The organism is Gracilimonas halophila (assembly GCF_042684365.1).
Classification (GTDB): domain Bacteria; phylum Bacteroidota; class Rhodothermia; order Balneolales; family Balneolaceae; genus Gracilimonas; species Gracilimonas halophila.
This window is the reverse complement of sequence record NZ_JBHULI010000002.1, coordinates 278,506-303,088: the sequence shown is the minus strand read 5'-3', so window position 1 is coordinate 303,088 and position 24,583 is coordinate 278,506. Positions and strand designations below refer to the sequence as shown.

General features: G+C 41.4%; 25 protein-coding genes and 1 tRNA gene. 17 read left to right on the top strand and 9 right to left on the bottom strand.

All coding sequences use genetic code 11. From position 1 onward, the window contains the following. Positions 1–91: 91 nt before the first annotated feature. The 5 genes from ACFSVN_RS02510 to ACFSVN_RS02490 all read left to right on the top strand — a co-directional run bounded on the left by ACFSVN_RS02510 (position 92) and on the right by ACFSVN_RS02490 (position 5,279). Positions 92–1,627, top strand: coding sequence for a sensor histidine kinase (locus ACFSVN_RS02510; RefSeq protein WP_390298120.1), 1,536 nt, complete (start codon positions 92–94; stop codon positions 1,625–1,627). After that, a complete protein-coding gene (locus tag ACFSVN_RS02505) occupies positions 1,624–2,013 on the top strand; it encodes a response regulator (protein ID WP_390298117.1) in 390 nt (129 codons plus the stop codon). The genes ACFSVN_RS02510 and ACFSVN_RS02505 overlap by 4 nt, the downstream gene beginning before the upstream one ends. Positions 2,014–2,136: 123 nt before the next feature. Next, complete coding sequence (locus ACFSVN_RS02500) at positions 2,137–3,366, top strand: MFS transporter (protein WP_390298114.1); 1,230 nt, start codon at positions 2,137–2,139, stop codon at positions 3,364–3,366. Between the two features lie 57 nt (positions 3,367–3,423). Beyond that, positions 3,424–4,053 carry a DsbA family oxidoreductase gene (locus tag ACFSVN_RS02495; protein WP_390298112.1) on the top strand — a complete coding sequence of 210 codons (630 nt, stop codon included), beginning with the start codon at positions 3,424–3,426 and terminating at the stop codon, positions 4,051–4,053. Positions 4,054–4,142: 89 nt separating this feature from the next. Beyond that, complete coding sequence (locus ACFSVN_RS02490) at positions 4,143–5,279, top strand: DUF2911 domain-containing protein (RefSeq protein WP_390298110.1); 1,137 nt, start codon at positions 4,143–4,145, stop codon at positions 5,277–5,279. Between the two features lie 41 nt (positions 5,280–5,320). Here ACFSVN_RS02490 and ACFSVN_RS02485 read toward each other — a convergent pair whose 3' ends face one another. After that, positions 5,321–5,719, bottom strand: coding sequence for a DUF2784 domain-containing protein (locus ACFSVN_RS02485; protein WP_390298107.1), 399 nt, complete (start codon positions 5,717–5,719; stop codon positions 5,321–5,323). Positions 5,720–5,731: 12 nt separating this feature from the next. Then, on the bottom strand, positions 5,732–6,490 hold the full coding sequence (locus ACFSVN_RS02480) for an enoyl-CoA hydratase/isomerase family protein (RefSeq protein WP_390298105.1): 759 nt from the start codon (positions 6,488–6,490) through the stop codon (positions 5,732–5,734). Positions 6,491–6,640: 150 nt separating this feature from the next. Here ACFSVN_RS02480 and ACFSVN_RS02475 point away from each other — a divergent pair, with 150 nt between their 5' ends. Further along, positions 6,641–7,888, top strand: a complete 1,248-nt coding sequence (locus tag ACFSVN_RS02475) for a hypothetical protein (RefSeq protein WP_390298102.1) — start codon at positions 6,641–6,643, stop codon at positions 7,886–7,888. A gap of 27 nt (positions 7,889–7,915) precedes the next feature. Beyond that, the gene (locus ACFSVN_RS02470) at positions 7,916–8,641 is read left to right on the top strand and encodes a T9SS type A sorting domain-containing protein (RefSeq protein ID WP_390298099.1); all 726 of its coding nucleotides are present in this window, start codon (positions 7,916–7,918) and stop codon (positions 8,639–8,641) included. 6 nt (positions 8,642–8,647) lie between these two features. On the opposite strand, the gene cutA is transcribed toward ACFSVN_RS02470, so the two are convergent. Continuing rightward, the gene (cutA, locus tag ACFSVN_RS02465) at positions 8,648–8,989 is read right to left on the bottom strand and encodes a divalent-cation tolerance protein CutA (protein ID WP_390298096.1); all 342 of its coding nucleotides are present in this window, start codon (positions 8,987–8,989) and stop codon (positions 8,648–8,650) included. A gap of 154 nt (positions 8,990–9,143) precedes the next feature. On the opposite strand from cutA, the gene ACFSVN_RS02460 reads away from it, so the two are divergent. The 5 genes from ACFSVN_RS02460 (at position 9,144) to ACFSVN_RS02440 (ending at position 13,954) form a co-directional block, all read left to right on the top strand. After that, a tRNA-Leu gene (locus ACFSVN_RS02460) sits at positions 9,144–9,227 on the top strand. A gap of 67 nt (positions 9,228–9,294) precedes the next feature. Beyond that, positions 9,295–10,572: a trigger factor gene (gene tig, locus ACFSVN_RS02455; RefSeq protein ID WP_390298093.1), complete on the top strand. Its 1,278-nt coding sequence runs from the start codon at positions 9,295–9,297 to the stop codon at positions 10,570–10,572. 18 nt (positions 10,573–10,590) lie between these two features. After that, the gene (gene clpP, locus ACFSVN_RS02450; protein ID WP_390298090.1) at positions 10,591–11,244 is read left to right on the top strand and encodes an ATP-dependent Clp endopeptidase proteolytic subunit ClpP; all 654 of its coding nucleotides are present in this window, start codon (positions 10,591–10,593) and stop codon (positions 11,242–11,244) included. A 28-nt stretch (positions 11,245–11,272) separates the two neighbouring features. Continuing rightward, positions 11,273–12,526 carry an ATP-dependent Clp protease ATP-binding subunit ClpX gene (gene clpX, locus ACFSVN_RS02445; RefSeq protein WP_390298087.1) on the top strand — a complete coding sequence of 418 codons (1,254 nt, stop codon included), beginning with the start codon at positions 11,273–11,275 and terminating at the stop codon, positions 12,524–12,526. A 90-nt stretch (positions 12,527–12,616) separates the two neighbouring features. Next, the gene (locus ACFSVN_RS02440; protein WP_390298084.1) at positions 12,617–13,954 is read left to right on the top strand and encodes a sensor histidine kinase; all 1,338 of its coding nucleotides are present in this window, start codon (positions 12,617–12,619) and stop codon (positions 13,952–13,954) included. Here ACFSVN_RS02440 and ACFSVN_RS02435 read toward each other — a convergent pair. The 6 genes from ACFSVN_RS02435 to porQ form a co-directional block, all read right to left on the bottom strand. Continuing rightward, entirely contained in the window at positions 13,939–14,514 is a 576-nt protein-coding gene (locus ACFSVN_RS02435) for a sigma-70 family RNA polymerase sigma factor (protein ID WP_390298081.1), read from the bottom strand. The genes ACFSVN_RS02440 and ACFSVN_RS02435 overlap by 16 nt on opposite strands. A gap of 137 nt (positions 14,515–14,651) precedes the next feature. Continuing rightward, entirely contained in the window at positions 14,652–15,377 is a 726-nt protein-coding gene (locus ACFSVN_RS02430; protein WP_390298078.1) for a CPBP family intramembrane glutamic endopeptidase, read from the bottom strand. Further along, positions 15,370–16,278, bottom strand: a complete 909-nt coding sequence (locus ACFSVN_RS02425; RefSeq protein WP_390298075.1) for a LysM peptidoglycan-binding domain-containing protein — start codon at positions 16,276–16,278, stop codon at positions 15,370–15,372. Before ACFSVN_RS02425 ends, ACFSVN_RS02430 begins: the two co-directional genes overlap by 8 nt. Positions 16,279–16,351: 73 nt before the next feature. Continuing rightward, positions 16,352–16,684 carry a tetratricopeptide repeat protein gene (locus tag ACFSVN_RS02420; RefSeq protein WP_390298072.1) on the bottom strand — a complete coding sequence of 111 codons (333 nt, stop codon included), beginning with the start codon at positions 16,682–16,684 and terminating at the stop codon, positions 16,352–16,354. Further along, positions 16,681–17,865, bottom strand: coding sequence for a chorismate synthase (gene aroC / locus ACFSVN_RS02415; RefSeq protein ID WP_390298069.1), 1,185 nt, complete (start codon positions 17,863–17,865; stop codon positions 16,681–16,683). The genes ACFSVN_RS02420 and aroC overlap by 4 nt, the downstream gene beginning before the upstream one ends. Positions 17,866–17,922: 57 nt before the next feature. Then, positions 17,923–18,900, bottom strand: a complete 978-nt coding sequence (gene porQ, locus ACFSVN_RS02410) for a type IX secretion system protein PorQ (RefSeq protein ID WP_390298066.1) — start codon at positions 18,898–18,900, stop codon at positions 17,923–17,925. A gap of 90 nt (positions 18,901–18,990) precedes the next feature. On the opposite strand from porQ, the gene ACFSVN_RS02405 reads away from it, so the two are divergent. From ACFSVN_RS02405 to ribD, 5 genes are all read left to right on the top strand, one after another. Next, positions 18,991–19,749: an MlaE family ABC transporter permease gene (locus ACFSVN_RS02405; RefSeq protein ID WP_390298064.1), complete on the top strand. Its 759-nt coding sequence runs from the start codon at positions 18,991–18,993 to the stop codon at positions 19,747–19,749. A 3-nt stretch (positions 19,750–19,752) separates the two neighbouring features. Then, positions 19,753–20,502, top strand: coding sequence for an ABC transporter ATP-binding protein (locus ACFSVN_RS02400; protein WP_390298061.1), 750 nt, complete (start codon positions 19,753–19,755; stop codon positions 20,500–20,502). A gap of 10 nt (positions 20,503–20,512) precedes the next feature. Next, on the top strand, positions 20,513–21,445 hold the full coding sequence (locus ACFSVN_RS02395; RefSeq protein ID WP_390298058.1) for an MlaD family protein: 933 nt from the start codon (positions 20,513–20,515) through the stop codon (positions 21,443–21,445). A 154-nt stretch (positions 21,446–21,599) separates the two neighbouring features. Further along, a complete protein-coding gene (locus ACFSVN_RS02390; protein WP_390298055.1) occupies positions 21,600–23,354 on the top strand; it encodes a SurA N-terminal domain-containing protein in 1,755 nt (584 codons plus the stop codon). Between the two features lie 98 nt (positions 23,355–23,452). Continuing rightward, entirely contained in the window at positions 23,453–24,580 is a 1,128-nt protein-coding gene (ribD, locus tag ACFSVN_RS02385; protein WP_390298052.1) for a bifunctional diaminohydroxyphosphoribosylaminopyrimidine deaminase/5-amino-6-(5-phosphoribosylamino)uracil reductase RibD, read from the top strand. Positions 24,581–24,583: the final 3 nt, after the last annotated feature.

Genomic DNA, 24,583 nt, shown 5'->3' with positions numbered 1-24,583 from the left:
TACCATTATTTGATATCATATCATGTGAACATAAACTCACTGTAGATATTTCAAATACTCGATTTCAATTATCAGCTAACAGCTAGTACCTATGAGTTACGTGACTGCTAAGGATACCATCAATAAAGAAATCTTTTGGTCTTGGGATATAGCTTCCGATACGCTCACACTAAGTGAAGACTTTACCGATATCTTTAATTGCCCCCTCAATGAGTTGCCGGGGAGTTTTGAAGAAGTTCGTTCGTTTTTCAACAAAACAGATCTTGAAGATCTAAAGCATGCCTTTAACGAACATGTTGAGTCCAAAGGGGAAACAGATTTCAATTCCACAACAGCTCACTTTTCATTTGATAAAGAACATGCCCTTAACCTGCTTTGGAAAGGGGAAGTTGTAAAATGGAATGGGAAAAATGAACCTCTGCTCATGATTGGTTCTGTTAAGAAGATCACCTGGTATAAAAATGTTCAACTTGAATACCAACCTGCCAAAAATGGGTTAAATAGAGGATACATAACTGATTTTGGAGAACAGAAAGAGATACACAAATCCAATATCCGATTAAAACATCAGTTTCAGGCGGTGTTTGATACTGTTCCAAATTTAATCTTTGTGAAAGATCTGAATGGAACGTACATCATGGCCAATAAAGCTACCGCTGAATTTTTTGGTCAAAAACCGGAGGAGATCGTTGGTAAAAGAGATATCGACTTTGGTATGACCAAAGAAGAAGCCATGCGGTTCAGGGAAGCCGATCGGGAAGTGGTCGAAAACAATGATATGCTCTTCATCCCGGAAGTAAAAACTATCCGTCCTGATGGCACCAAGGTTTGGCACCAAACCATTAAAGTCCCTTTTCAGCAGCTCGACTCAAATCAACCAACCGTATTATCAGTTGTAACGGATGTAACCAGACGCAAGAAAAATGAGATGGAGTTGAGCAACAGCCTTAACATCATCGGGGAGCAGAACAAGCGGCTGATGAACTTTGCTCATATCGTATCACACAACCTCAGAAATCACGCCGGAAATATTGGAATGCTGCTTTCTTTATATGATACAGAAGAGTCTCAGGAAGAGAAGGAAGAGCTTCTTGATCATTTAAGAATGGCCTCCAATCAACTTAATGAATCCATCAACGATCTGAATGAGATCATCGATCAACAGTACAAAACGAGCAATGATCGTAAGGAGATCAATCTGAAAAATTATATTTCTAAGATCAAAGAAATTCTAACAACAGATATTCTTGCCCAAAATGTGACGTTCAATGAACATGTGCCCGAAGACCTTACCCTTAAATATAACCCGGCTTACCTTGAGAGTATTATTCTGAATTTACTTTCGAATGCTATCAAATACCGGCAGCCTGTTATTGAAGTAGAAGCTTCAGAGCATAACAAACATGTTCATTTGAGAGTCTCTGATAACGGGTTAGGCATCGACCTTGATAAACACGGGGATAAGCTTTTCGGTATGTACAATACCTTCCACGATAATAAAAACTCTAAAGGTATCGGGTTATTTATTACCAAAAATCAGATCGAGTCGATGGGAGGCTCGATCGAAGTTGAGAGCGAACCGAATAAAGGTACCACATTCAAAATAATTTTAACGGGGGAGAAATGAAGAGCATCTGTATAATTGATGACGATAGAATTTACACCTATGGGATCTCAAAGATCATAAAAAGTCACCTTCCAGGAAATGAACTTAGTTCCTTTGAAAATGGGCGGAAGGCATTAGATGCCATCACAAAAATGGCAGAGAATAATGAGGCTCTCCCTGATATGATATTACTTGATATCGATATGCCTGAAATGAACGGTTGGGACTTTCTGCATGCTTTTCAAAAAGTACGAGATAAGATCGAAAAAGAAATCGAGATCTATGTGATCAGCTCAAGAGTAAATGATAATAACGAGGAGCTCTATAAAATTGAATGGAATCAAAAAGTATCGGACTTCATCCAAAAGCCGGTAAATATAGAGGCTCTTAAAAAGCTCCTTAAATAGCTTCAAAACATAGACAACTTTTATACTTCAGATAGAGTAATACATTAATTTTCGAGTATCGCTTCGTTCGGAATAACGGTATTTTAGAGATCGTTAAAATCACAATCCGAACAGTATCATTTTTTGAGTTACCTCACCTTTGTTTTACAAGAGAGAAAAGTCCTTAGCTTTGGACTTTCATTTACTTTTTTCTCCAGCTTTGGGCAAACCTTTCTTATCTCATTGTTTGTCCCATTTTTTCTGGCCGATTTTGATCTGTCCAATGCAGCTTTCGGCTCCATTTATTCCGCAGCTACCTTAGCAAGTGCTTCCATTCTGCCTTACCTGGGTAAGTGGATAGACGTACTTCCTATCAGGCAATATAGCTTGTACGTAGCGGGAGGATTATTGGTCGCCGCTCTGACCATGGCTTTTTCGTGGCATATCGGGTTTTTATTTGCAGGAATTTTAATGCTTCGTATTGCCGGTCAGGGGCTTAGCGGTCACACTGCCGAAACCGCAATGGCCCGATACTTCAAACTTCAGCGGGGTAAGGCATTAAGTATCTCAAGTTTAGGCTATCCAATAGGGGAAGGTATACTTCCGGTTGGGATTGCGGCCATACTGGCTATTACAAGTTGGCGAACAACCTGGGGTATAATTGCTGCAACCATTGCGCTGATATTCATTCCTTTCCTCTTGTATGTATTAAACAAAACCGAGATCGAATACTCCAATCAACAGGTAAAAAAAGCTAAGCCTGAATCTGAAGACTCTTCCGGTTCCTACTTTCAGATCATAAATAATCGCAGATTCTGGTTGATCTTACCCGCTATCCTGATCCCGCCATTCTGGGCTACAGCTTTGTTTCTCTACCAGGTATCCATAGCGGAACAATTGGGGTGGTCTGCTGCTATCATCGCTTCCGCCTTTATTTTCTTTGCGATAGCGCGAATTGTTAGCTCTCTTGGAATCGGTCCGGTCATTGACAAATTCAGTGCTGCATCGGTCTTTCCCTTTTACATTATTCCGTTAGGAGCCGGGTTGATCTTGGCTTTTTATCATCCAGGAATATGGTCTGCCTTCCTGTATATGGCCTTGGTAGGTATTACACTTGGATTTGGAAGCACTACAAAATCTGCACTCTACGCAGAGCTTTACGGAGAAGAAATGATCGGAACGGTACGCTCCTTGTTTGCTTCTATAATGGTTTTCGGTACCGCTATGAGTCCGTTCTTAATGGGATGGATGCTTGATAACAATATAGCCATGGAAAGCATCTTACTAATAGCTTTTTCCACGGTTATAGCCGGTGTTGTACTGGCATATGTTGGGCTGAAAGATGAAGTCTCTTCCGGTCTTGATTTCAGGTGAACATTTTCATCCGGAAATGAGTTTTAATGACTACAATCAAAGAACTTCTATATGGCTATGAATATTGAAATTTGGTCAGACGTTGCCTGTCCCTTTTGTTATATCGGGAAACGACATTTAGAGCAAGCGCTCGAACAACTTCCTGATCTTGAGGTGGATATCACCTGGAAAAGCTTTGAACTCGACCCCAATGCACCGATCGATTCTGACCTCGATATCTATGACACTCTCGCCAAAAAATATGGACGGGATCGTGATTGGGCACAACAAATGAATGCCAATATGGTAAATATGGCATCTAATGTTGGGCTCGAATTTGATATGGACAGCCTCATACCAACCAACACTTTTAATGCGCACCAGCTTATTCATCTAGCAAAAGAGGTAGGCAAACAAAATGAAATGAAGGAAGCGTTACTTTCCGCCTATTTCAGTGAAGGCAAACATGTGGGCAAAACAGATGCGTTGGTTGAAATAGCGGAAAATGTCGGAATGGATGTGCAAAAGGCGAGACAAGCATTAGAGGATAACTCCTATTCCAATAACGTTGTGAAAGATGTCGAAGAAGCCCATAGCTTGGGAGTGCAAGGTGTTCCATTCTTTTATATCAATGGGAAATACGGCCTTTCCGGCGCTCAGCCTGTAGAAGTTTTTGTTGAAGCCCTATCCAAGATCGCTTCTGAGTGATCCCATTTGCAAACTTTAATCCCGGTTATTTGGGGGTTCCAAGATTTTAAAATAGATTTTAACTTCAACTCAAAATCATTCATGGTATTATGAGAAATATAGTTATCACGATATTTATAGCCGCAGTTTTTGCTGCATGCAGCACCTCCGATTCTAATCAGACTGCATTTGTAACTTTACTCGGCAGCGATACCTTAGCTGTTGAGCAATTCGAAAAAACTGACACCAGTATAACCGCTAATGTGATCTTACGAAGTCCGGAAACCCGTTTCTCCACCTATCTATTGAAGTGGGATGAGACCGGTGGCATACAGGAAATGGCCCGCACCGATTTTCCGCCATCAACCGGATTTGCAGGTGAAGGCGCTGTTGTTCAGACTGTCGTCAGAGAAGGCGACAGCCTAATGGTACAGGTGACAGACGATGAAAATCCACGAAGCTACAAAGCCCCATACCAACCGGGTGTTCTTCCATTCATCGATATGGTACACTGGCCTTTTGAGATCGCGTTTAACAATGCCGTTGAAGCCGGACAGGATACTGTCAACCAACCTTTATTAACCGGAAACCGACTCTCCAATTTCATTATTGCAGCCATTGAAGGCGACTCTATGACCATCCGTCATCCGTTCCGCGGAGTGATGGGGGGGAATGTGGATGAGAACGGAAATCTTGAACATTTAGATGCCGGACTCACTACCAGAAAATTAAAAGTAGATCGTGTTAATGATTTAGACATGGATGCCCTGAGTACAAGGTTTGCCAGTAATCCTATTGGCCAGCTTTCCGGTGCCGCCAGTGCTGAGTATTCATTTAAAGGAACTGATTTCACCATTGAATTCGGTTCACCACAAAAACGCGGCCGTGATTTATTTGGTGGTATTGTTCCCTACGGTGAAGTCTGGAGAACCGGCGCTAACCGTGCAACCCATTTTTCCACTTCTAACGATCTGATGTTCGGCGATCTTGAAGTGCCGGCCGGAGAATATACTCTATTTTCCATACCGGAGTCTGATGGCGGTATGCTCATCATTAACAGCCAAACCGGGCAAAACGGTACTTCCTATGATGAATCCCGAGACTTGGGTCGTGTACCAATGGAGGTTACAACCCGGGATGATACCGTCGAAGCCTTTACCATCACCATTGATGAAACCGATGAAGGCGGTCGAATTAACCTGATCTGGGGAAACACCATTTATTCATCTGATTTTATGATCGACTGATCAAATAAGAACGCATGTTAACTTATAACCGGTGGGAATATCTATTCCCTACCGGTTTTTTGTGTCTGCCAATCCCTGAAATTCATGATTACTGAAACCAAAAACGCCCCTATCCCCAAAACGGCCACCAAGACATCTACCGTAAAAGGCTCCCATGAAAAACCAAATACCTGATCAAGGTAATATTTGATATAAGAAGCCGGAAGCCCGGTTTCTCCCAACGCTCTTTTAACCTGCCAGTGCCAATCGGTGCAAGGGCAATATCCCAATCCATAAATAGCCCCCAATCCCACCCAGGAAAATATGGTAGCAGAAATTACATACAAATGAAGTCTTCGGGTTTTCTTCCAGATCCAGCCCGTTAAAATGAACACGACAAGAGAAAAGTGAAATGCCACAAAGGCATAATCAAAGATCAGCAATGTGGTTTGGTCGTCCATTGTTCAAAAATGTTATTTCTTTTTATTCATAAAAGCGTCCACACGGTCTATATGTTGCTTATCTACCCAAAGCTTAGAAAAGGGATCTACTTCTGCTTCTAAGGCTTCTTCCCGGTGAGATGTAAATCGCATAGCCCCCTCTTTAAGGATATGGATGAATTCCCGATCATTTTTGGTGAGTGTTTCTGCCCATTCCAATGTTTCTTCTTGTGGATTATCGCCTCTTAGAATGTGTTCGATCAGTCCATGCGCTAATACATTATTTGCTGAATTCACCTCTGATTTACCCAGCCACTGAAGGGCTTTTGCCCGACCAACTTTTTCTACCAATCGAGTCAAGCCGCCCCAGCCGGGTACCAGATAAAAACGGCCTTGGGTAAAACCAAATTTTGCGCCGGAAACTGATAACCTGAAATCAAAAGACAGCATCAGTTCTATGCCTCCACCATATGCATCCCCATTGATGTGAGCGATGGTCCAGCAGGGAAGTTGTTCAATTCTGCTTAACAGCCGCTGCATGCGTTTCGCTTTATACACGGCTTTTTCTTTAGATTTTATGGTGTGAAATTTCTTCAGATCGCCTCCGGAAATGAAAAACTTTTCACCGGCTCCACTTAGAATCAGCACCCGGATACTCTCATCTTTTTCCACCTCTCCCACCATTTCCTCCAGCTGCTCCATCACCTCAAAATCAATGGCGTTAAGGGCTTCTGGACGGTTTATTTTAACCCACAAAATATGATCTGATATGCGCTCTTTTAATAAAACCATGGCTGCTTTTTCTTTCCAAAATAGAAAAATTGGTATTAACCATGTTATCAAAAAAGAAATTTATCCAAGCATTAACCTGCCTCCGGCAGATATGATCTATTTCCACTTCCTGTTTCGTATCTAATAGTAAAAACTGAATTCTATCTCTCTATGAGCCTTCTAATAAAAGAATCTAAATTTCTACAGGTAACAATACTAACGATCAGCCTTGCTTTTTCAACCACTCCTCTCATTGCTCAAACCACGGTTTTAAAGGATATCTACCCCGGTAATTATGATAGTGATATCGAATATATGACGGTAATTGATTCTGTTATGTATTTTGTAGCGGATGTAAGTGATGAAGATGAAGGAGAGCTTTTTATTACCGATGGAACCCCGGAAGGAACTCAAAAGATCAGTGATATAGCCCCTCCTCATGATTTTCCGGATATTGAAGATGTTACCCCTCTTGGGAATAAGATCATTTTTACAGCCGTAACCGATGAAATGGGACGTGAACCTTATATCTCAGACGGTACTTTCTCCGGCACTCAACTCATTGAAGATATAAACCCTGATGACGGGTACTCCGAAGCAGAACATTTTGGAGTAATGAATGGAAAGGCATACTTCCCTGCTGAAGATGGCAGCTATCCGGATGCCAATAACGGAGAAGAACTATGGGTATCGGATGGTACATCGGGTGGAACCTATATGATCAAGGATATCTTTCCGGGCACCTATGAAGACCATCCGGATATAGAATATGATAGCTCCCCCACAAACTTTGCCTCTATCAACAGAACCGTACTATTCAAAGCTGAAAGCGACTCTGTCTCCAAACATTATTTATATACTACCGATGGCACAGAAGAGGGAACAGTAAAATTTCTGGAGGAAGAAGACGTATTCATCCATCAAGAGCCCATTGAATATAATGGAAACTGGTATTTTATTTCCGGCACCAAGCTTTGGAAAAGTGATGGTACGCCCACAGGCACAACTGTTGTTATTGATATGGCTGAAGGAAATTATGTAATTGAAGATGGTTCTGATCTGAGCAATAAACTATTTAGATACAATGGCCATATCTATTTTTTCAGTACTTATACATTATGGAAAACCGATGGTACCCATGCCGGAACGGAAGTGGCGGTAGAGGGTCTGTTTTCCCTATTTGATTATCATCACACAGATTTTGCTGCCCTTTTTAATGATCATATTTATTTTGCAGCAACGGATGAAGACTACGGACAGGCCAATGTATCAGGCCGCGAACTTTGGATGACTGACGGCACGCAGGAAGGAACCATGTATGTAGCCAACCTGAGAACAGGTATTGACCGTGGCGAACCTGATGACTCTGACCCGGAGGACCTTAGGGTACTTAATGGAAAATTATACTTTACAACATAAGGTGATTCCCTCGGAAGAGAGATCTGGATGACAACCGGGATCCCTCAGCGGAATTACCAGATCAAAGACACCTCACTTACCGCTGAATTCCCTGATTACGGAGCCACCGTAAGCTTCCCAAATTTTACAGATTCATTACAGCTTCAGGCATTTCTTTATAGCAATATAGATCCGGACTATCTCCAAATTTCCGATTCTCTTACACTGGGAGCAAATCGTGTCTGGAAACTTGAAACTCAAACATCAAGCTCGTTTGAGGCAACCCTTTGCCTGTCCCTGAGTAAAGTTAACCTTGACTCACCGGATCTGGATAACCTGGACATTATTAAAAGAACAGATCCACAGTCAGATTGGGAATTATTAGCTGCACAGGTTGGTAACAGTGAAGAATATCTATGTGCTGCAGGCATTCAGTCATTCAGTGAATTCACCATTGTGGAAAACCCCGGCAATGATCTGGGTGTTTTTACTGAGGCTGAAGAAACACCCGGTTCCTTTGAGCTGAAGCAAGCATATCCACACCCCTTTAATCCAACAACAAACATCCGCTATTCTATTCCGGAAGCAACAGATGTATTACTCGACGTCTACAATATAGTTGGGCAAAAGGTCTTAACCCTGGTAAATACAAGGCAATCGGCAGGAACCTACAACGTAACGTTTGAGGCCCACAATTTATCGAGTGGCGTCTACTTTTATCGGCTGGAAGCCGGAGGAAAGGTTGAGACCAATAAAATGACCTTATTGAAATAAAATACCCTAAAGCTCAAAGGGTTGTTTTGAGCTATTTTCAATCCAATTCAGGTACTCTTCATTTCCCTCATCTTCCGTAAGGGTGAGAGATATAACACAAGGTACTTCATAACTGTGCATTTCCTTGATGAGACGAGTTACTTTTTGCACTCTTGAATAATGGGTTTTTATCAGAAGCACACACTCATTGTCTTCCTGTATCTTTCCTTCCCACTTATAGATAGATTCCATTCCATCAATAATATTTGCACAGGCGGCAAGATTCTGTTCTATTAATGCCCTGCCTATTTTTTGGGCTTCTTTTTTATTGGAAGTAGTAACGTAAAGAAGGCGAAGGTTTTTATACATGATGACTAAAATTCAACATTTCAAGGTCCAATATCCACTTGTTTTTTGCTCCCGATCTGTCTCAAAGTATTAAGATCTGTTATTGCAGCACTTTCTGTGTCAATTTGGTTGAATTCAGAAGTTTAAACTCTTATCTTTGCAAGCTCTGAATTTTGCGAGAGTGGCGGAATTGGTAGACGCGCTAGATTTAGGATCTAGTATCTTAACCGATGTGGGGGTTCGAGTCCCCCCTCTCGTACTTCCTTCCTAATAAAAATTGAAATCCTGTTCATTTATTGAATTCACATAATTAAAGCGGAGAACACGTGGATATTTCTGTAGAAGAGCTCACATCTGTAGATAAAGAAGTCACCTTAAAAGCTAAAAGAGAAGATCTTCAAGAGGACTTCGACAAAGCTTACAAAAAATATAAAAGCCAAATTCAGCTTCCCGGATTTCGTCCAGGGAAAGTGCCCATGGGACTTGTGAAAAAGCGTTTTGGAAAAGAGATCGAACAAGAAGAGATCAGTAATATTGTCCAAAAGGTATTTGAGAAAGAAGTAGTACCTGAATACGAGCCCGTTGGTGAAACTGAAATGTTGGATTTCAATTGGGAAAACGATGAACTGGAAGTGAAATTCAAGATCGGTTCTAAGCCTGAAGTTGAAATTTCAGACCTTTCCAAGATCAAAGTGAACAAAATGGTTCATGACGTTACCGACGATGAGGTTGAAGAAGAAGTAGAGCGCACCCTTGAGCGCGAAGGAAACTGGGAAATTGTTGACGAGCCTGCTTCAAAAGAAACCCAGGTGATCGTGGATGTTATTTCTAAGAACCACGGTGATGAAGATAAAGACCAAAAAATAGACCTTCGCAAGGACGAAGCTGAAGATTTTCTAAAGGCTCTTAAAGGCAAGAAAGCCGGTGATGTAGTTGAAATGACCATTCCTCATGGTGATCATGAGGATGATCTGGAGATCACTATTAAAAAAGTTCAAAAACTTCATAAAGCGGAACTGAATGAAGAGGTCATTAAATCTCAAAGTAATGGAGAGGCTTCAAACGAAGACGAGTTTAAGAGCTATATCAAGAGCCGCATGCAAGAATACTATGACCAAACGGCCGAAGACCTTTTTAAAAATGACGTAGCCGATGCCCTTGTTGAAGCACACGACTTCGAAGTTCCTGAAACCTTTGTGGCACAGATACAGGGATCATATGTAGATCAATTGAAGCAAAAGCAGGGTGGCGAACTTCCTGAAGGCTTTGATGCCGAGCAGTATAAGGCTGGAATGAAGGAGCGTGCTGTACGCGAAGCCAAGTGGTCGTTCATCAGTCAAAAACTGCAAGAAACATTTGAAGATATCGAAATAAAACCCGAAGATATCGATGAGCATTTAGCTGGTCAGGCTGCACAATACGGCATGCCAACAGACCAATTGAAGCAGTATTATGCTCAGCAGCCACAAATGCTTGAACAATTAAGAAGCAGCATTCGCGAAAACAAAGTATTTGATATTTTACAGGATAAAGTGGCTATTAGCGAAATGGACAAAGATAAGTACCGCGAATTGCAGGAAAAGAAAGACAAAAAGAACAAATAACCGATTACTCAGGAAACCATGATTACTAAGCAACCTCTTTTTGAAAACCCGAATTTAGACTCTGTTCAACCTATTCAAAACAATCTGGTTCCTATGGTTGTGGAAACAACCAGCCGGGGAGAGCGTGCTTATGATATCTATTCCCGCCTCCTTAAAGATCGGATCATCATACTTGGCTCTGCCGTAAATGATGCTGTTGCAAGTTCTATTATGGCTCAGCTTTTGTTTCTGGAGTCGGAAGATCCTGAAAAAGACATTCAGTTTTATATTAACAGTCCGGGAGGCGTTGTTTCTGCCGGCCTGGCGATCTACGATACCATTCAGCACATCAAGTGTGATGTAGCAACTACTTGTATGGGAATGGCTGCAAGTATGGGTGCTGTACTCTTGACCGCCGGAACCAAAGGCAAAAGAAGCTGCCTTCCACATTCTCGTGTTATGATCCACCAGCCTCTTGGAGGAACTCAGGGTCAGGCAAGTGATATTGAGATCGAAGCTCGCGAGATCATTCGTGTAAAAAAAGAGTTGAGCCAAATACTGGCTGATCACTCAGGCAATTCTGTTGAGCAGATCATGGAAGATTCTGACCGTAACAAATGGCTAACTGCTGATGAAGCAAAAGACTATGGCCTGGTTGATAATGTGATCGTGAAAAGCAAAGATTCAAAATAACCGGCATTTTCATTAAATTAAGCTTGTTATGAGCGATAAAGAGAAAAACAGCGATATAGTACACTGTTCATTTTGCAGTCGCTCCAGTCTGGAAGTGAACAGCATGGTAGCCGGTCCCGGAGTTTATATCTGTGATCGTTGTGTAGAAGACGCATCCAGTATCATTGAAAGTGACTTGGCCTCATTGGCTCGCCGCCGTGAGAAAAGCTACAAGCCAATGCTTAAGCCTGTCGAGATCAAGAACAAACTTGATGATTATGTGATAGGACAGGAACTGGCTAAGAAAACCTTATCGGTAGCCGTATACAATCACTATAAACGTATTTCTGCTGAAACTGCCGAGATCGATGATACTCAGATCGAGAAATCAAATATTATGTTGCTCGGGCCAACAGGTAGCGGTAAAACTCTTTTAGCTCGTACACTTGCCAGAGTTATCGACGTCCCGTTCACCATCGCCGATGCAACTGTGCTTACGGAAGCCGGCTATGTAGGCGAAGACGTGGAAAGTATTCTGAGTAACCTTTTACAAGCAGCTGATTACGATGTGGAACGTGCCAAGCGCGGCATCGTATACATCGATGAGGTGGATAAAGTAGCCCGCAAGAGTGATAACCCCTCTATCACCCGTGATGTAAGCGGAGAAGGTGTTCAGCAGGCTCTCTTGAAGATATTAGAAGGAACTGTAGCTAACATCCCACCTAAGGGAGGCAGAAAACATCCTGAACAAAGTTTTATTCAGCTTGATACAGCGAATATCTTATTTATTTGTGGAGGGGCTTTTTCTGGATTAGAGCAAATAATTTCTCGACGGCTCTCTACAAGCGTTATGGGCTTCCACACCAAGGAACAGGTGAAGTTTGACAAAGAAGATCCCGAAATTTTCACTCATGTGGAACCGGAAGACCTTCAGCACTTTGGGCTAATCCCGGAATTGATCGGTCGTTTACCTGTCATTGCAGGATTGCATGAGCTTTCTGATGATGCTATGCTTGATATATTGACGGCTCCTAAAAATGCTCTTGTTAAACAATATACTAAGTTGTTTAACATGGAAGACGTTGAGCTTGAAATTGAAGAAGAGGCCTTAAAAGCTATTGTACAACGTGCAAAAGCTCGAAAAACCGGAGCACGCGGATTGCGATCCATTATGGAAGCAGCCATGCTTGATATCATGTTCACGCTGCCTTCCATGAAAAACATCGCCCGATGTGTAATAACTAAAGAGACCATCGAAAAACAGGCACCCCCTGTTTACGAAAAACAAAAAGCGTCTGCTTAAAAATTTCGCCTCCTTAAATGTTCGTTTATTAAGGAGGCTTTTTTATATCTCATCCTTTTTATTATTAGCTAAAAGGATTACCCTTGGCTTATGAAACTTTTTGTACCCTCAAACAAGATCAAACTCATTCTTGTATTCCTGCTCATCTTCCTGGGAATTGGGTCTGTTGTCTATAATCAATATTTGGTCTCAAAAATACTGGAGCAGGAACGGGCAAGCGTAGAGCTGTGGACTAAAGGTATAGAGTTCAACAGTCAACCGGTTAATGAACAAGCAACCACTATGTTGCTTAAAGCCATATACATTCTCCAAACTATAGAGGAAGTTCCGGATAGTGTCATTACACTGATCGAAGAAGCGGATGCCGCCCGAAGTTCTAATGATTTCGTAACCAAAGAAATTATTCTGCAGGATCGTTTTCGCATACCCACCATTCTGATCGATTCAAGTGATGTAATACTTGCTTCCCGAAACATTGATTCCCTTCGTCTCGCCACCCCCGAGAACCGGGAAGAACTAGTTAGGGAGCTAAAGAGCCTTAATACTCCGATCAGTTTTGTTTATGGTGATGAAAAACGTCAGATCACTCAATTTGTGTACTACGGTGAAAGTCCTACCGTACAAATGCTGCGTTATTTTCCCTATATACAGATCCTTTTGTTAGGCTTACTGCTTGGAATCGGTTATACCACTTATCGCAGTATCACCCGTTCAGAGCAATCCAATTTATGGGTTGGGATGGCCAAAGAAGCAGCGCATCAGTTGGGTACTCCTATCTCCAGTCTTTATGGCTGGTTACAGCTTTTAAAAGATGAATATCGGTATGAGGAAACAGCTGTTAACATTGCAAATGAGATTGAAAAAGACATACAGCGCTTACGCGGAGTCGCAGAACGATTTGGCAAGATCGGCTCAGAGCCTGAACTTAGAAAAATGGAGATCGGGCCATTACTTGAGCAGGTTGTTGTTTATATGGAACGGAGGCTCCCCCGTTTAGGAAAAGCCATTGAAGTTCGTAAAAATTTACAGGCTCAGGCTGTAGTTCGTGCTAATCCCGAATTACTACAATGGGCAATAGAAAATTTGGTTAAAAACGCTATGGACTCTCTTCGGGGGAAGGAAGAAACGGCGTATATTTCCGTTATATCGAAAGTACAGGAAGGGGAAGTGATCATAGATATTGAAGATTCCGGAAGCGGTATCGATATCAAGAACGTAAAGAATATTTTCAAACCCGGATTCAGTACTAAAAAAAGAGGATGGGGATTGGGTTTAAGCCTTACTAAGCGCATTATCGAAGAATATCATAAAGGCAGTATATTTGTGCTACGTTCTGAACTGAACGAAGGGACTACGATGAGGATCACTTTAAAAGTTCAGAAAAAGGAAGAAGAAGTATACCCGATGATAGATCAGTCTCCGGTATAGCCTCTCGTTTTTGCGTATTCCAGCAATTCTGTCTTCAATAAATTTCGGCCCCGGTGTAACCTTGAGCGGATTGTTCCGATCGGCACGTCCAGCATATTAGCTATTTCTTCGTACGTGTATCCATCCACATCACATAAAAGAACCACGGTCCTAAAATCTTCGGGAAGCCGTTTTAAAGCCATGGAAAGATCATCATCCATCATTTCACGAAACATCAGGTTTTCAAGATCCGATGTTTCTGTTCGCTCTGCACGAATTGATTCGTAATAGGAAGAAACCTCATCGTAATCTACCTGAGATGGTTTTATAGAGGACTTCCTGTAGTTGTTGATGAATGAATTTTTTAAAATTCTAAACATCCATGCCTTAGCATTAGTGCCTTTTTCATAGCTGCTAAAAAATCGATATGCTTTTACAATAGTATCCTGTACAAGATCTTCCGCATCATTTGGATCTGTTGTTAACCGAAGAGCAAAGTTATACAACGCATCCATATGAGGTATGATCTCTTCGTCAAAATCCTTCTGCTTTTTTTGTTCATCTCTCGTTAACTGAGACATTTACCCATCCCTAATTTCTTAATATCAATAAGAGTTAACTGCTTCTTTATTCAAATAATTTCAATCTACTTAATGCTAACTAAATAATACTTTAGTATTAAATAGATTCTATTGATCGCTTAGTTAATAAATTACTTTTATGACAAAAGCGCGATCACCATAATGTCATAGATGGCATGAGTCCAGGCGGCCACACCAAATCCTCTCCAAACATATATCCCATTGAGAATTAAACCAAATAAAAAACGATAAAGAAAGGAACTCATTGTAAAAGCGTCGCCCATTGAGCCAACGTAATGCACCGCAGAGAATAATAAAGCCGAAAGGACGACCGCTGCGGTAACACCGGCCCATTTTTTCCCTAAAAATTTTGTAAAAATCAGAATAAATAAGGTTACGAGAATGACTCTAAAGAACAACTCCTCATATAAACCGGCCCCCAATGATAGCGCTAGTTTTTGAGTAATCGTCAAACTGTTGATTGGATCTGTAGCAGCCATATTTACTATAAATGACACCAAACTCTGGCTTATAAAGGCCACTACAATAGCATAAACGGTAGCCTCCAGGATAAGAATTGGAAAGTAAGAAAGCTTAAGGCTCTTTAACCGCTCTCTTTCCTTATAGATAATAAAGAGTCCGATCACTGCCACTAATAACAACGAAAAAGAAACCGCATTCACTCCAAGATAAGTGAATAATGTTTTGATCCACACATCCACACTTATACGAACAATGGCATCTCCCGATGGCTGGGAGATCATGATCAATAACTCATACAATAAAAAAAGCGGAAGGCTTACAAGAAAGCTGTAAAGTAGGTTATTGGTATTCTCAAAGTATGTTTTAACATGATTAGTCATCTACTTCCGTATAAATGGTTACAGCCGGCTGATTTGCTTCATTTAAACGAAGTGTACTGTATGCCTTTCGAGAAAGTTTCAGGCCGGAACCGGTTATCCGGTCATTAATACGAATGTACACTCCCTTACCAGTTTGTACATTTTCAACAAAAATGATACTCCCCAAGCTGATATTGGAATGGGCCGCCGTTAAGGCTTCAGGATCGTATAGTTCGCCATTGGTAGTTGTTTCCCCAAATTCAGATTCACTATAAGAAAATACCTGAACTTCACCGAGATCTTGCAAGTCTGCTTTCTGTAAATATGGGTTCTCATAATTTCGTGAAGGCGGAAGTAATATGGTTACCTGCTGTCCGGCGGGTATCCGTCTCATATCCAATTCCGCATTTAACATCTGGAATTCATTCTCAGTCATTTTGAACCGGGATGTTATATCCTCTAAATTTTCCCCGCTTTTAATTTCATAAATGGAAAAAACACCTTGTGGGGTTGACTCCTCAGAGAATTCTGCTACTGATGGCGGGGCTTCAGACTGTTTTTTGACCGCTAACCTCTGGCCAACACGTATATTATTTTCTGTGAGGTTATTCAGATCCTTCAACTCCTGAACAGTCATATTATGTTCACCGGCAATTTTGTAGAGAGAATCTCCACTTTTCACTATGTAAGAAACATTTTCTGATCCTGAAGATCGATTAACCAAAGGCTCTGATTCTCCCTCGGATAGCTCTTGAGGATTCTCATTTTGCAAATAGTAGGTCAACTCTTGCCCTAATTCTATTTGATTTCCATCAAGGTTATTCCACTGCTGTAACTCTGCAATACTTACATTTAGCTGCTTAGAGATACCATACAGAGTATCTCCTTGCTTAACTTTATAGGTAGCTTTCTCTTGTGCCAAGCCTTCAACAGCTGTCAAAAAAAATACTGAAAGCAGTATGCATGCGATTTTTAAACAAAAATTAGACTTCATTCTATGATCCTTCTTCCATTTCAATTTCAAGATTCAACAGAGCCGCTGATAACTCTGATTTCGTATGCTGATCATTTTGATCTTCTGCGACTTTTATTCCCTCTTTATAAGTTTCTAACGCCTTTTTGTTCTCGTTCAATTCTGAATAAAGTTTTGCTAAATGGTAATAAACACCTACATATTCCGGATCATCATTCCTGATCGCTTCAAATAAGATCCGGGCTTTTACAGGCTGCTCTATTTTCAACATTTCCAAAGCCAAAGTAAATTTATAAAAGGAATCCTCTGGATGTTCTTTTACCGCTTTTGCCAACGTTGAAATTCGTGAACTCATTGTGTAGCATTTTTAAAATTTGCTTCAATTTCTTCAATGGAATCACCGCCAAATTTTTCTAGGAACGCATTTGCAATAACCGGAGCGACTACACTTTCAGCAACCACAACTGCCCTGGGAAGAGCACAAACATCTGATCGTTCGTATCTTGTTTCCGTTACTTCTTTGGTTTCCATATCCACAGTACTGAGCGGATTCAACATTGTTGGGATAGGCTTCATTACCCCCCTGATTATGATCGGCATACCGGTGCTCATACCTCCTTCAATTCCTCCCATACGATTTGTTCTTCGCTTGAAGGAACCTTCTTCATGTGTAATTTCATCGTGGACCTCATGGCCCGGAAGGGAACCTGACTCAAAACCCAATCCAATTTCAACGCCCTTCATTGCCTGTGTTCCCATGATAGCCTGAGCTAACTGCCCATCCAGTTTTCTATCCCAGTGAACATAGCTTCCCAAACCTACCGGAAGCCCGGTTATCACGATCTCATAAATACCTCCAAGAGAGGAACCTTCCTTTCGGCGTTTCTTAATTTCTTCCCTCATTTCTGCCGAAAGGGTTTCATTCAGGCAACGCACATCAGATTCATCTGCAGCTTTATAAATTGATTCAGCTCCATTTTCAGCCAATGGATCTGTAATCTCACGAACTTCATTCCAACCACTGTACCCAATTGAACCAATTCGAAGTACATGCCCTCCGATCTCGATCCCAAAGTGTTTCAAAAATTGTCGCGCAACACTACAGCAAGCAACTCTCATCGCTGTTTCACGGGCACTTGAACGTTCTATAACCGGACGAATATCATTGAATTTATATTTTTGCGCACCAACCAAGTCAGCATGTCCGGGCCGAGGAAGTGTGATCTTTTCTATGCCTTCCGCTTCGGTCTTTTTATTCATTACGGTAGGCCAGCCTGCATCATCTTTCTCAAACGCACGATTTGGCATGTACATTGAGATCGGACCGCCCATGGTTTTCGAAAAACGAAGCCCTGAATTGATCGTTGCGAAATCTTTTTCAAAGGCCATTCTTCCTCCACGGCCATAGCCCTGCTGTCGTCGAACGAGATGTACGGCAATTTCTTCTTCTGTGAGCGGAAGACCGGCTGGAACACCTTCAACAATGCCTGTTAGCCCCGGTCCGTGTGATTCTCCTGCTGTTATATATCTGATCATATAATGACCGTTCTGCTTTTTAAAATTTAATGAGTTGTTAATTGCCCGTTAAGTTAATCAAAGCAACGCTACTTTGATGCTTAATCTGGTTATTCCACCTAATTTACTGTATGAATTTCTGCTGACATCAAATGTCATACTCTTAAAATTGAAACCAACACCAAATGCCATTCCGGCAAGGTCAAATGTTTGACCGGTTTTAGTCTGCTCGTGCAAGTAGTGATCGTACCCAAGACGAACCTGCATGCTTTCACCAATATCCGCCTCAGCTCCAAATAACATATGACGAAATAAATTATCCAGCGGTGCCGGCTTTTCAGACTCCCCAAAAGTACGCAGATCCCAGTTATTGAGCTGCCGTAATGTGAAGCTTAAGTGAAAGGGAAATGCTTCCGGTTTTTTCGAAATACCAACAGATACGTCTAAAGGCAACGGCTCTCTTCGTTCCTCAAATGTGGTTATTTGCGCTCCTACATTTCGAATCGCTATACCCGCACTGAAATTACTTGTGCTATCTTGGTAAAGCAGTCCTGCAGACACAGAAATCGCACTTGATCTAAAATTTGCATAGGAAGAATGTATGTAATCGACCGCTGCACCTGCCTGAAATTTAGGCGAAATTGACTTGCTGTAAGCTCCCGTTATAGCAATATCATTAGCGCTAAAATTCCCCAGATCGTTTCCATTCTCATCCAGCTGGTCAAACTCTCCATATCCTACAAAGCGTATACCCAATCCAAGGGTCCCAATATGTTCCAGGTCATAAGCGCCACTGCTGAAGCCCATATTAGCATCTGCTAAAAAATTTATATAAGAGGCTGAAATTGACCCCGTATTTCCTGCATTCAGATATGCAGGGTTAACATGCATCAAACTAAAATCTGCATCAAATATACCCACATGATTCCCGCCAAGCCCTGCAGAACGTGCTGTTGGGGTTACCTCTAAAAAACGGAAAACACTTGACGTATTTGATTGCGCTGCCGAAAGTTCGGTGCAAATAAAAAGTATCAGGAAAGATGCAATCAGGCGCACTTTTTAACTCATTTATAAATCACAATTGGCAAAAATGTTTTGTAATATAATCAAATGCTTCGGCAATACGTCAAGATTATTGATTAAGAAATGATTTCCAATTTACCAGGGGCTGCCGGTTTACAGCAATTCGGCAAGTACGCCCAACTTTTATATCAGGCTTTACGATCATCGACCGAAATAAGCACCTACCGCAAAAACCTATTTCAGGAATTTGTTAAGGTTGGCTATGAATCTATACCTATTATTTTCCTTGTAGGAATATTTACGGGTGCTGTACTAACACTGCAAACAGCTTATCAATTAGACACTGATATTTATCCCAGTACCATCATCGGTTCTATTGTAGCTCAATCTATTGTAATTGAACTGGCTGCTGTTATAAGTGCGTTGGTATTGGCTGGAAAAGTAGGTGCTCGTATATCAACAGAACTTGGAACCATGCGCGTTAGTGAACAAATAGATGCGCTGGAATCAATGGGGTTTAATTCTGTCTCATTTTTGGTGGTACCAAGAATATTAGCCGGACTATTGATGTTTCCAATTCTCTATACAACGGCTGCTGTTTTTGGGATCATAGGCGGGATAACAGCCGGGGCCCTTGATGGAATATTGCCTGCTGCTGAATTCCTGGAAGGTGCACGAGCGTTCTTTTTTGAATCGGATATTATCTTCGGTTACATTAAATCAATTGTTTTTGGCTTTGTAATAACTTCTATTGCATGTTACAAGGGTTATTATGCATATGGCGGAGCAGAAGGAGTAGGAACAGCTACAACACAAGCAACCGTTTTAAGTTGTATCTTTGTACTTTTAGCTGATTTTGCATTAGCCGCGTTATTATTATAACTCATGATAGAGATCAAAAACCTGACAAAAAGCTTTGGCGACCTGGTAGTTTGGAGAGATGTTTCCTTTGATATCCAAGATGGCGAAACTACGGCTGTGATAGGACGCTCCGGATGTGGGAAATCAGTACTATTGAAACACCTGAATGCACTTTTATATCCTGACGAAGGAAATGTATTGATCGACGGAAGGTGTGTATTTGAATTGAGTTATTCTGAACTCCGAAAAGTACGTCAGCGATTTGGTATTTTATTTCAGGGGGGAGCTCTTTTCGATTCCATCAGTACCTTCGAGAACGTTGCTTTTCCCCTTCGTTATTTTACAGAACAAACCGAAGATGAGATAACACATAATGTTAATGAAGCTTTGGGCATGGTAAACCTTCAGGAAGCGGGCATGAAATCAACTTCTGAGCTTTCCGGAGGTATGAGAAAACGAGTAGGCCTGGCAAGAGCGATCATATTAAAACCTGATTATCTGCTGTATGATGAACCAACATCCGGGCTTGACCCAAAAACGTCAGATGAGATCAATGAACTGATCGTGAATATGGCTGACAGCCTCGATATCACTTCTATTGTTATTACTCACGACATGCATAGTGTCTTGGAGGTTTCTGATAAGGTGGCCTTTCTGGATAACCAAAAACTGAGCTGGTTCGGCAAAACCGAGGACATGAAACACAGTGAAAATCAAAACCTGCTTGAATTCATTTCAGCAAGTGAATATCAAATAAATTCAAAAACTGCATAGGAGACCTGTTTTGAAAAAAGTTTCCAACGAATTAAAAATTGGCCTTACCATCATTGTTGCTATCATCGTAGCATTTTTGGGGTATAGCTTCATGAAAGATATTCCGCTATTCAAATCGTCCACAACTATTTATACTAAGTTTGAACAAGTATATGGTTTGATACCGGGCAATGTCGTGAATGTGAAAGGCTTTAAGATCGGTACTGTAAAAAGAATGGAACTACTTGAATCCGATTCTACTCAGGTAACATTGAACATTGAAGAAGGATATGAAATACCGGAGGGTTCAGTCGCTTTATTAAAATCGAGCGGAGTATTAGGAGGTAAATACATTGAGATCCAAAAATCTGATTCGCAGACAATAGTAGAAGATCAAGGGTTTATAAAAGGCACTTTTGAGCAAGGCATCATGGATAGCTTTGCCGAAGAAGGTGAGCGACTTAGTAAAGATATTTCCGGATCTATACGTGGGTTTGAAGAGTTCATTACAAGCCTCAATCAAACCCTGAATGAAAAAAATAAAGATAACATCTCAGGTATTATTCAGAATCTGGAATCGAGTACCGGCTCCCTTAACGAAGTGATCCAAAACCGACAAACCGATCTTGACCAGATGATCGTGGAAGCTAAAAATACGCTTCAGAATTTAGATGAACTTAGTAGTGATAATAAAGAGAAGCTTACCAGTCTTATAGAGAACCTGGAGGCAACCAGCGCTGAGTTAGAAACCTTAAGCACAGGCCTTAATCAAACAAATCTGACATTGAATGAGGTTCTGACAAAGATCAACAATGGCGAAGGAACATTGGGCAAAATGGTCAACGATCCCTCTCTGTATAATAATATCGACAGCCTTTCAGTTAGCCTGAATAAGCTGATTAAAAATATCAATGAAGATCCCGGAAACTACCTGAAACATATGAGGCTGATCGAAGTATTTTAAGTCACAGCATCGTTTTTATTAGCTTTCAATTCCTTGGGTATTCACTTATATTTCCAAGCTTACTGTCAAAGGTTAAAATGACACCGACAGTATTCAAATCGCAATTTAACAAATGTTTTTTTAGAGGTAACCTTTTATGGGTGTAATGGAAAAAATGAGAAACAGTACCGCATTTATCTTGTGGTTACTGATAGGTTCTTTTGGCCTTTTATGGGTTCTGGCTGATGTTAACTTTTTTGACGCCATGCAAGCCGGGCCTAATGCTCTGGGCGCTGTGAATGGAGAAAAGATCTCGAATGAAGAGTATCAAAGCAGAATTCAATATTATTCTAATGCTTATAGCCAGCAAACCGGGAATTCCCTTTCAGCTGAAATGCGTGCCAATTATGAGAATCAAGCCTGGAATGAGTTGGTAAATGCCAGATTGATCAACCAGAAAATGGATGAGCTTGGCATTACCGTTTCTGATCAGGAAATCATGGATATGGTATTCGGAGAAAATCCCGCTCCCATAATCCGTCAGAATTTCACCCGTGAAGACGGAACAATTGATCGTGCTGCAATCCAGCAAGTGCTCTCATCAAGTGAATTTACTCAGCAGGCAGTTGCCCTTGAACTTCAGCTACGAGATCAGCGCCGCCAGCAAAAACTGAACAATTATATTTCTGCCGGACTGCAGGTTACTGAATCAGAAGTTGAGCAGGAATTTATTAAAAATAATACCACAGCTCAGATCAACTTCATCCGTTTTCCTTATAGCGAAGTTACCGAGCAAGAACTTGAGATATCTGACAGGGCCTTACGTGAATATTATAATAATAACAGAGAACGCTATACTCGCGACGAAAGTTACCGGTTCCAGTATGTAACTTTCAGTAAGCTTCCTACTGCTGCAGATACTGCACAGATCATTGAAGATATTCGCTCACTCAGAACGGCTTTTGCTGAAACTGAGAGTGATTCCCTTTTCCTTGCTCGCCAGGCTTCAACAACCAACTATCGTTCTACTTTTGTTGAAGTGGATGACATTCGTGACGAATTTCAGGCAGTGACAAACTTAGAAGTTGGGGAAGTTTCTGATGTAATCGTTACCGGAAGTCAGGTTGCAATACTTAAAAAAGAAGAAGAGCGTGGTAATGAGATCAAGTTCCAAACAATGAGCTACAATATTCAGGCGCTCCCGGCAACCATAGACGATGCCAATGAAAGAGCCTCTGACTTTGAGTTTTTTGCTTCTGAAGAAACAAGTTTTCAGGAAGAAGCAGAGTCTCGCGAATTGGAGATCAGTGAGGCCTTCGCAACGAAAGGTAATAACTTCATTTCCGGACTTGGAAGCAGTCAGCAGATCATGAATTTCCTTGAATCGGCTGATGAAGAAGATATATCAGACGTATTGGAGTTAAATACTGAATTTGTGGTACTGGAAGTTATAGAAGTAACCCCTGAAGGATTTCGCCCTTTTGATGAAGTACGTACACAAGTTGAGAATATGGTGAAGATCGAGCGACGAAAAGAACTTACACAACAGAAAGTTCAGGAGCTGCTTGACCAGAATCAAACATTAGCTCGATTAGCCGAGAGTTCAGAAAAAGAGATCCAAACGGTTAATAATCTTCGCTCAAATGCTACTGTAATACCCGGTGCAGGCCGCGAACCAATGATCGTTGGCGCCGTCTTTTCCTTGAATGAAGGCGAAACTTCTGATGTGCTTACCGGAAACAGTGCTGTATTTATTGTTGAGGTAGCTGAGAAAATGGAAGCTGACCTTGCAAACCTGGATCAGGAAACACGCCGGCAAATAAGACTACGACTGGAGCAACAAAAGCTTCAGGAATTTTCTTCCATTTGGCTGGAGCAACTGCGCGAAGAAGCTAAGATCGTAGATAACCGTTCTCGCTTACTTCAGTAACGAAAAATTTTGATGATTTCAGGGGTGAGGAGTTTCTTCTCACCCTTTTTTGTTTCCTATACATGTAAACGATACCGGTAAAACAGTAGATTTCATCTATGAATACCAACAGCAAACATAACCATGAATACTGGATGCAAGAGGCTCTTTCCCTGGCGGAAAAAGGTAAGGGAGCTGTGTCTCCAAATCCTATGGTTGGTTGTGTAATAGTCTCAGAAAATGGAGAAAAAGTAGGAGAAGGCTTTCATAAAAAATTTGGAGAAGCCCATGCTGAAGTACATGCTGTGCAATCCATTAAAGACCGGGATACTCTTAAAAATGCCACTGTTTATGTGACACTTGAGCCGTGTTCTCATCAGGGGAAAACCCCTCCATGTGCACAAATGCTTGCAAAACTCCCGATACAAACGGTTGTGGTTGCCATGCAAGACCCGAACCCTTCCGTCAATGGAAAGGGAATTCTTCACCTTAGGAATAACGGAATTGAAGTGGAGGTTGGTGTTCTGAAGAAAAAGGCTGAAAAACTGAATGAATTTTTTATTCATCATCAAACTTTCGGACGCCCTTTTATAACACTCAAAGTAGCTCAGACTTCAGATGGCTATATTGCAGCCGCTGACGGAGAATCGCAATGGATCACAGGCAAAGAATCACGGAGAATGGTTCATCAGTGGAGAGCCGAATATGATGCCGTACTCGTTGGCAGAACAACCGCAATGGTTGATAACCCGAGCCTTACTGTTCGTCATGTTTCAGGCAGACAACCCAGGCGTATTGTGATTGACGGACCTTATGAACTACCCAAAGAGCTCAATTTATTTTCCGACAAATTTGAAGAAAAAACCACCATTCTTACCTGGAATAAAGAGGCCTCTGCAACCGATGCAGACCCCATGTTGAAAGTAATGAAGCAAAACTATTTCAGGGGTGAAGTTATACAACTTTCCAAAGTAGATGGGCATGTAGATCTTCGGCAAGCCTTTAAAGTACTGGGAGAAAAAGGTATCACCTCCGTTTTAGTTGAAGGAGGACAGCAGCTTTCTTCTGCATTGGTCCGTCAAGGGATGGTTGATAAACTTGAACTTTTTATAGCCCCTAAATTGTTGGGTGCCGGAACCAGGTCTTTTATAAATATCGGTATTAATAAAATGAAGGAAATTGCCGAACTTAAAGATTCTACGTGGACCAAGGTTGGAAACGACATCTTATTAACCGGATATTTTTAGCAC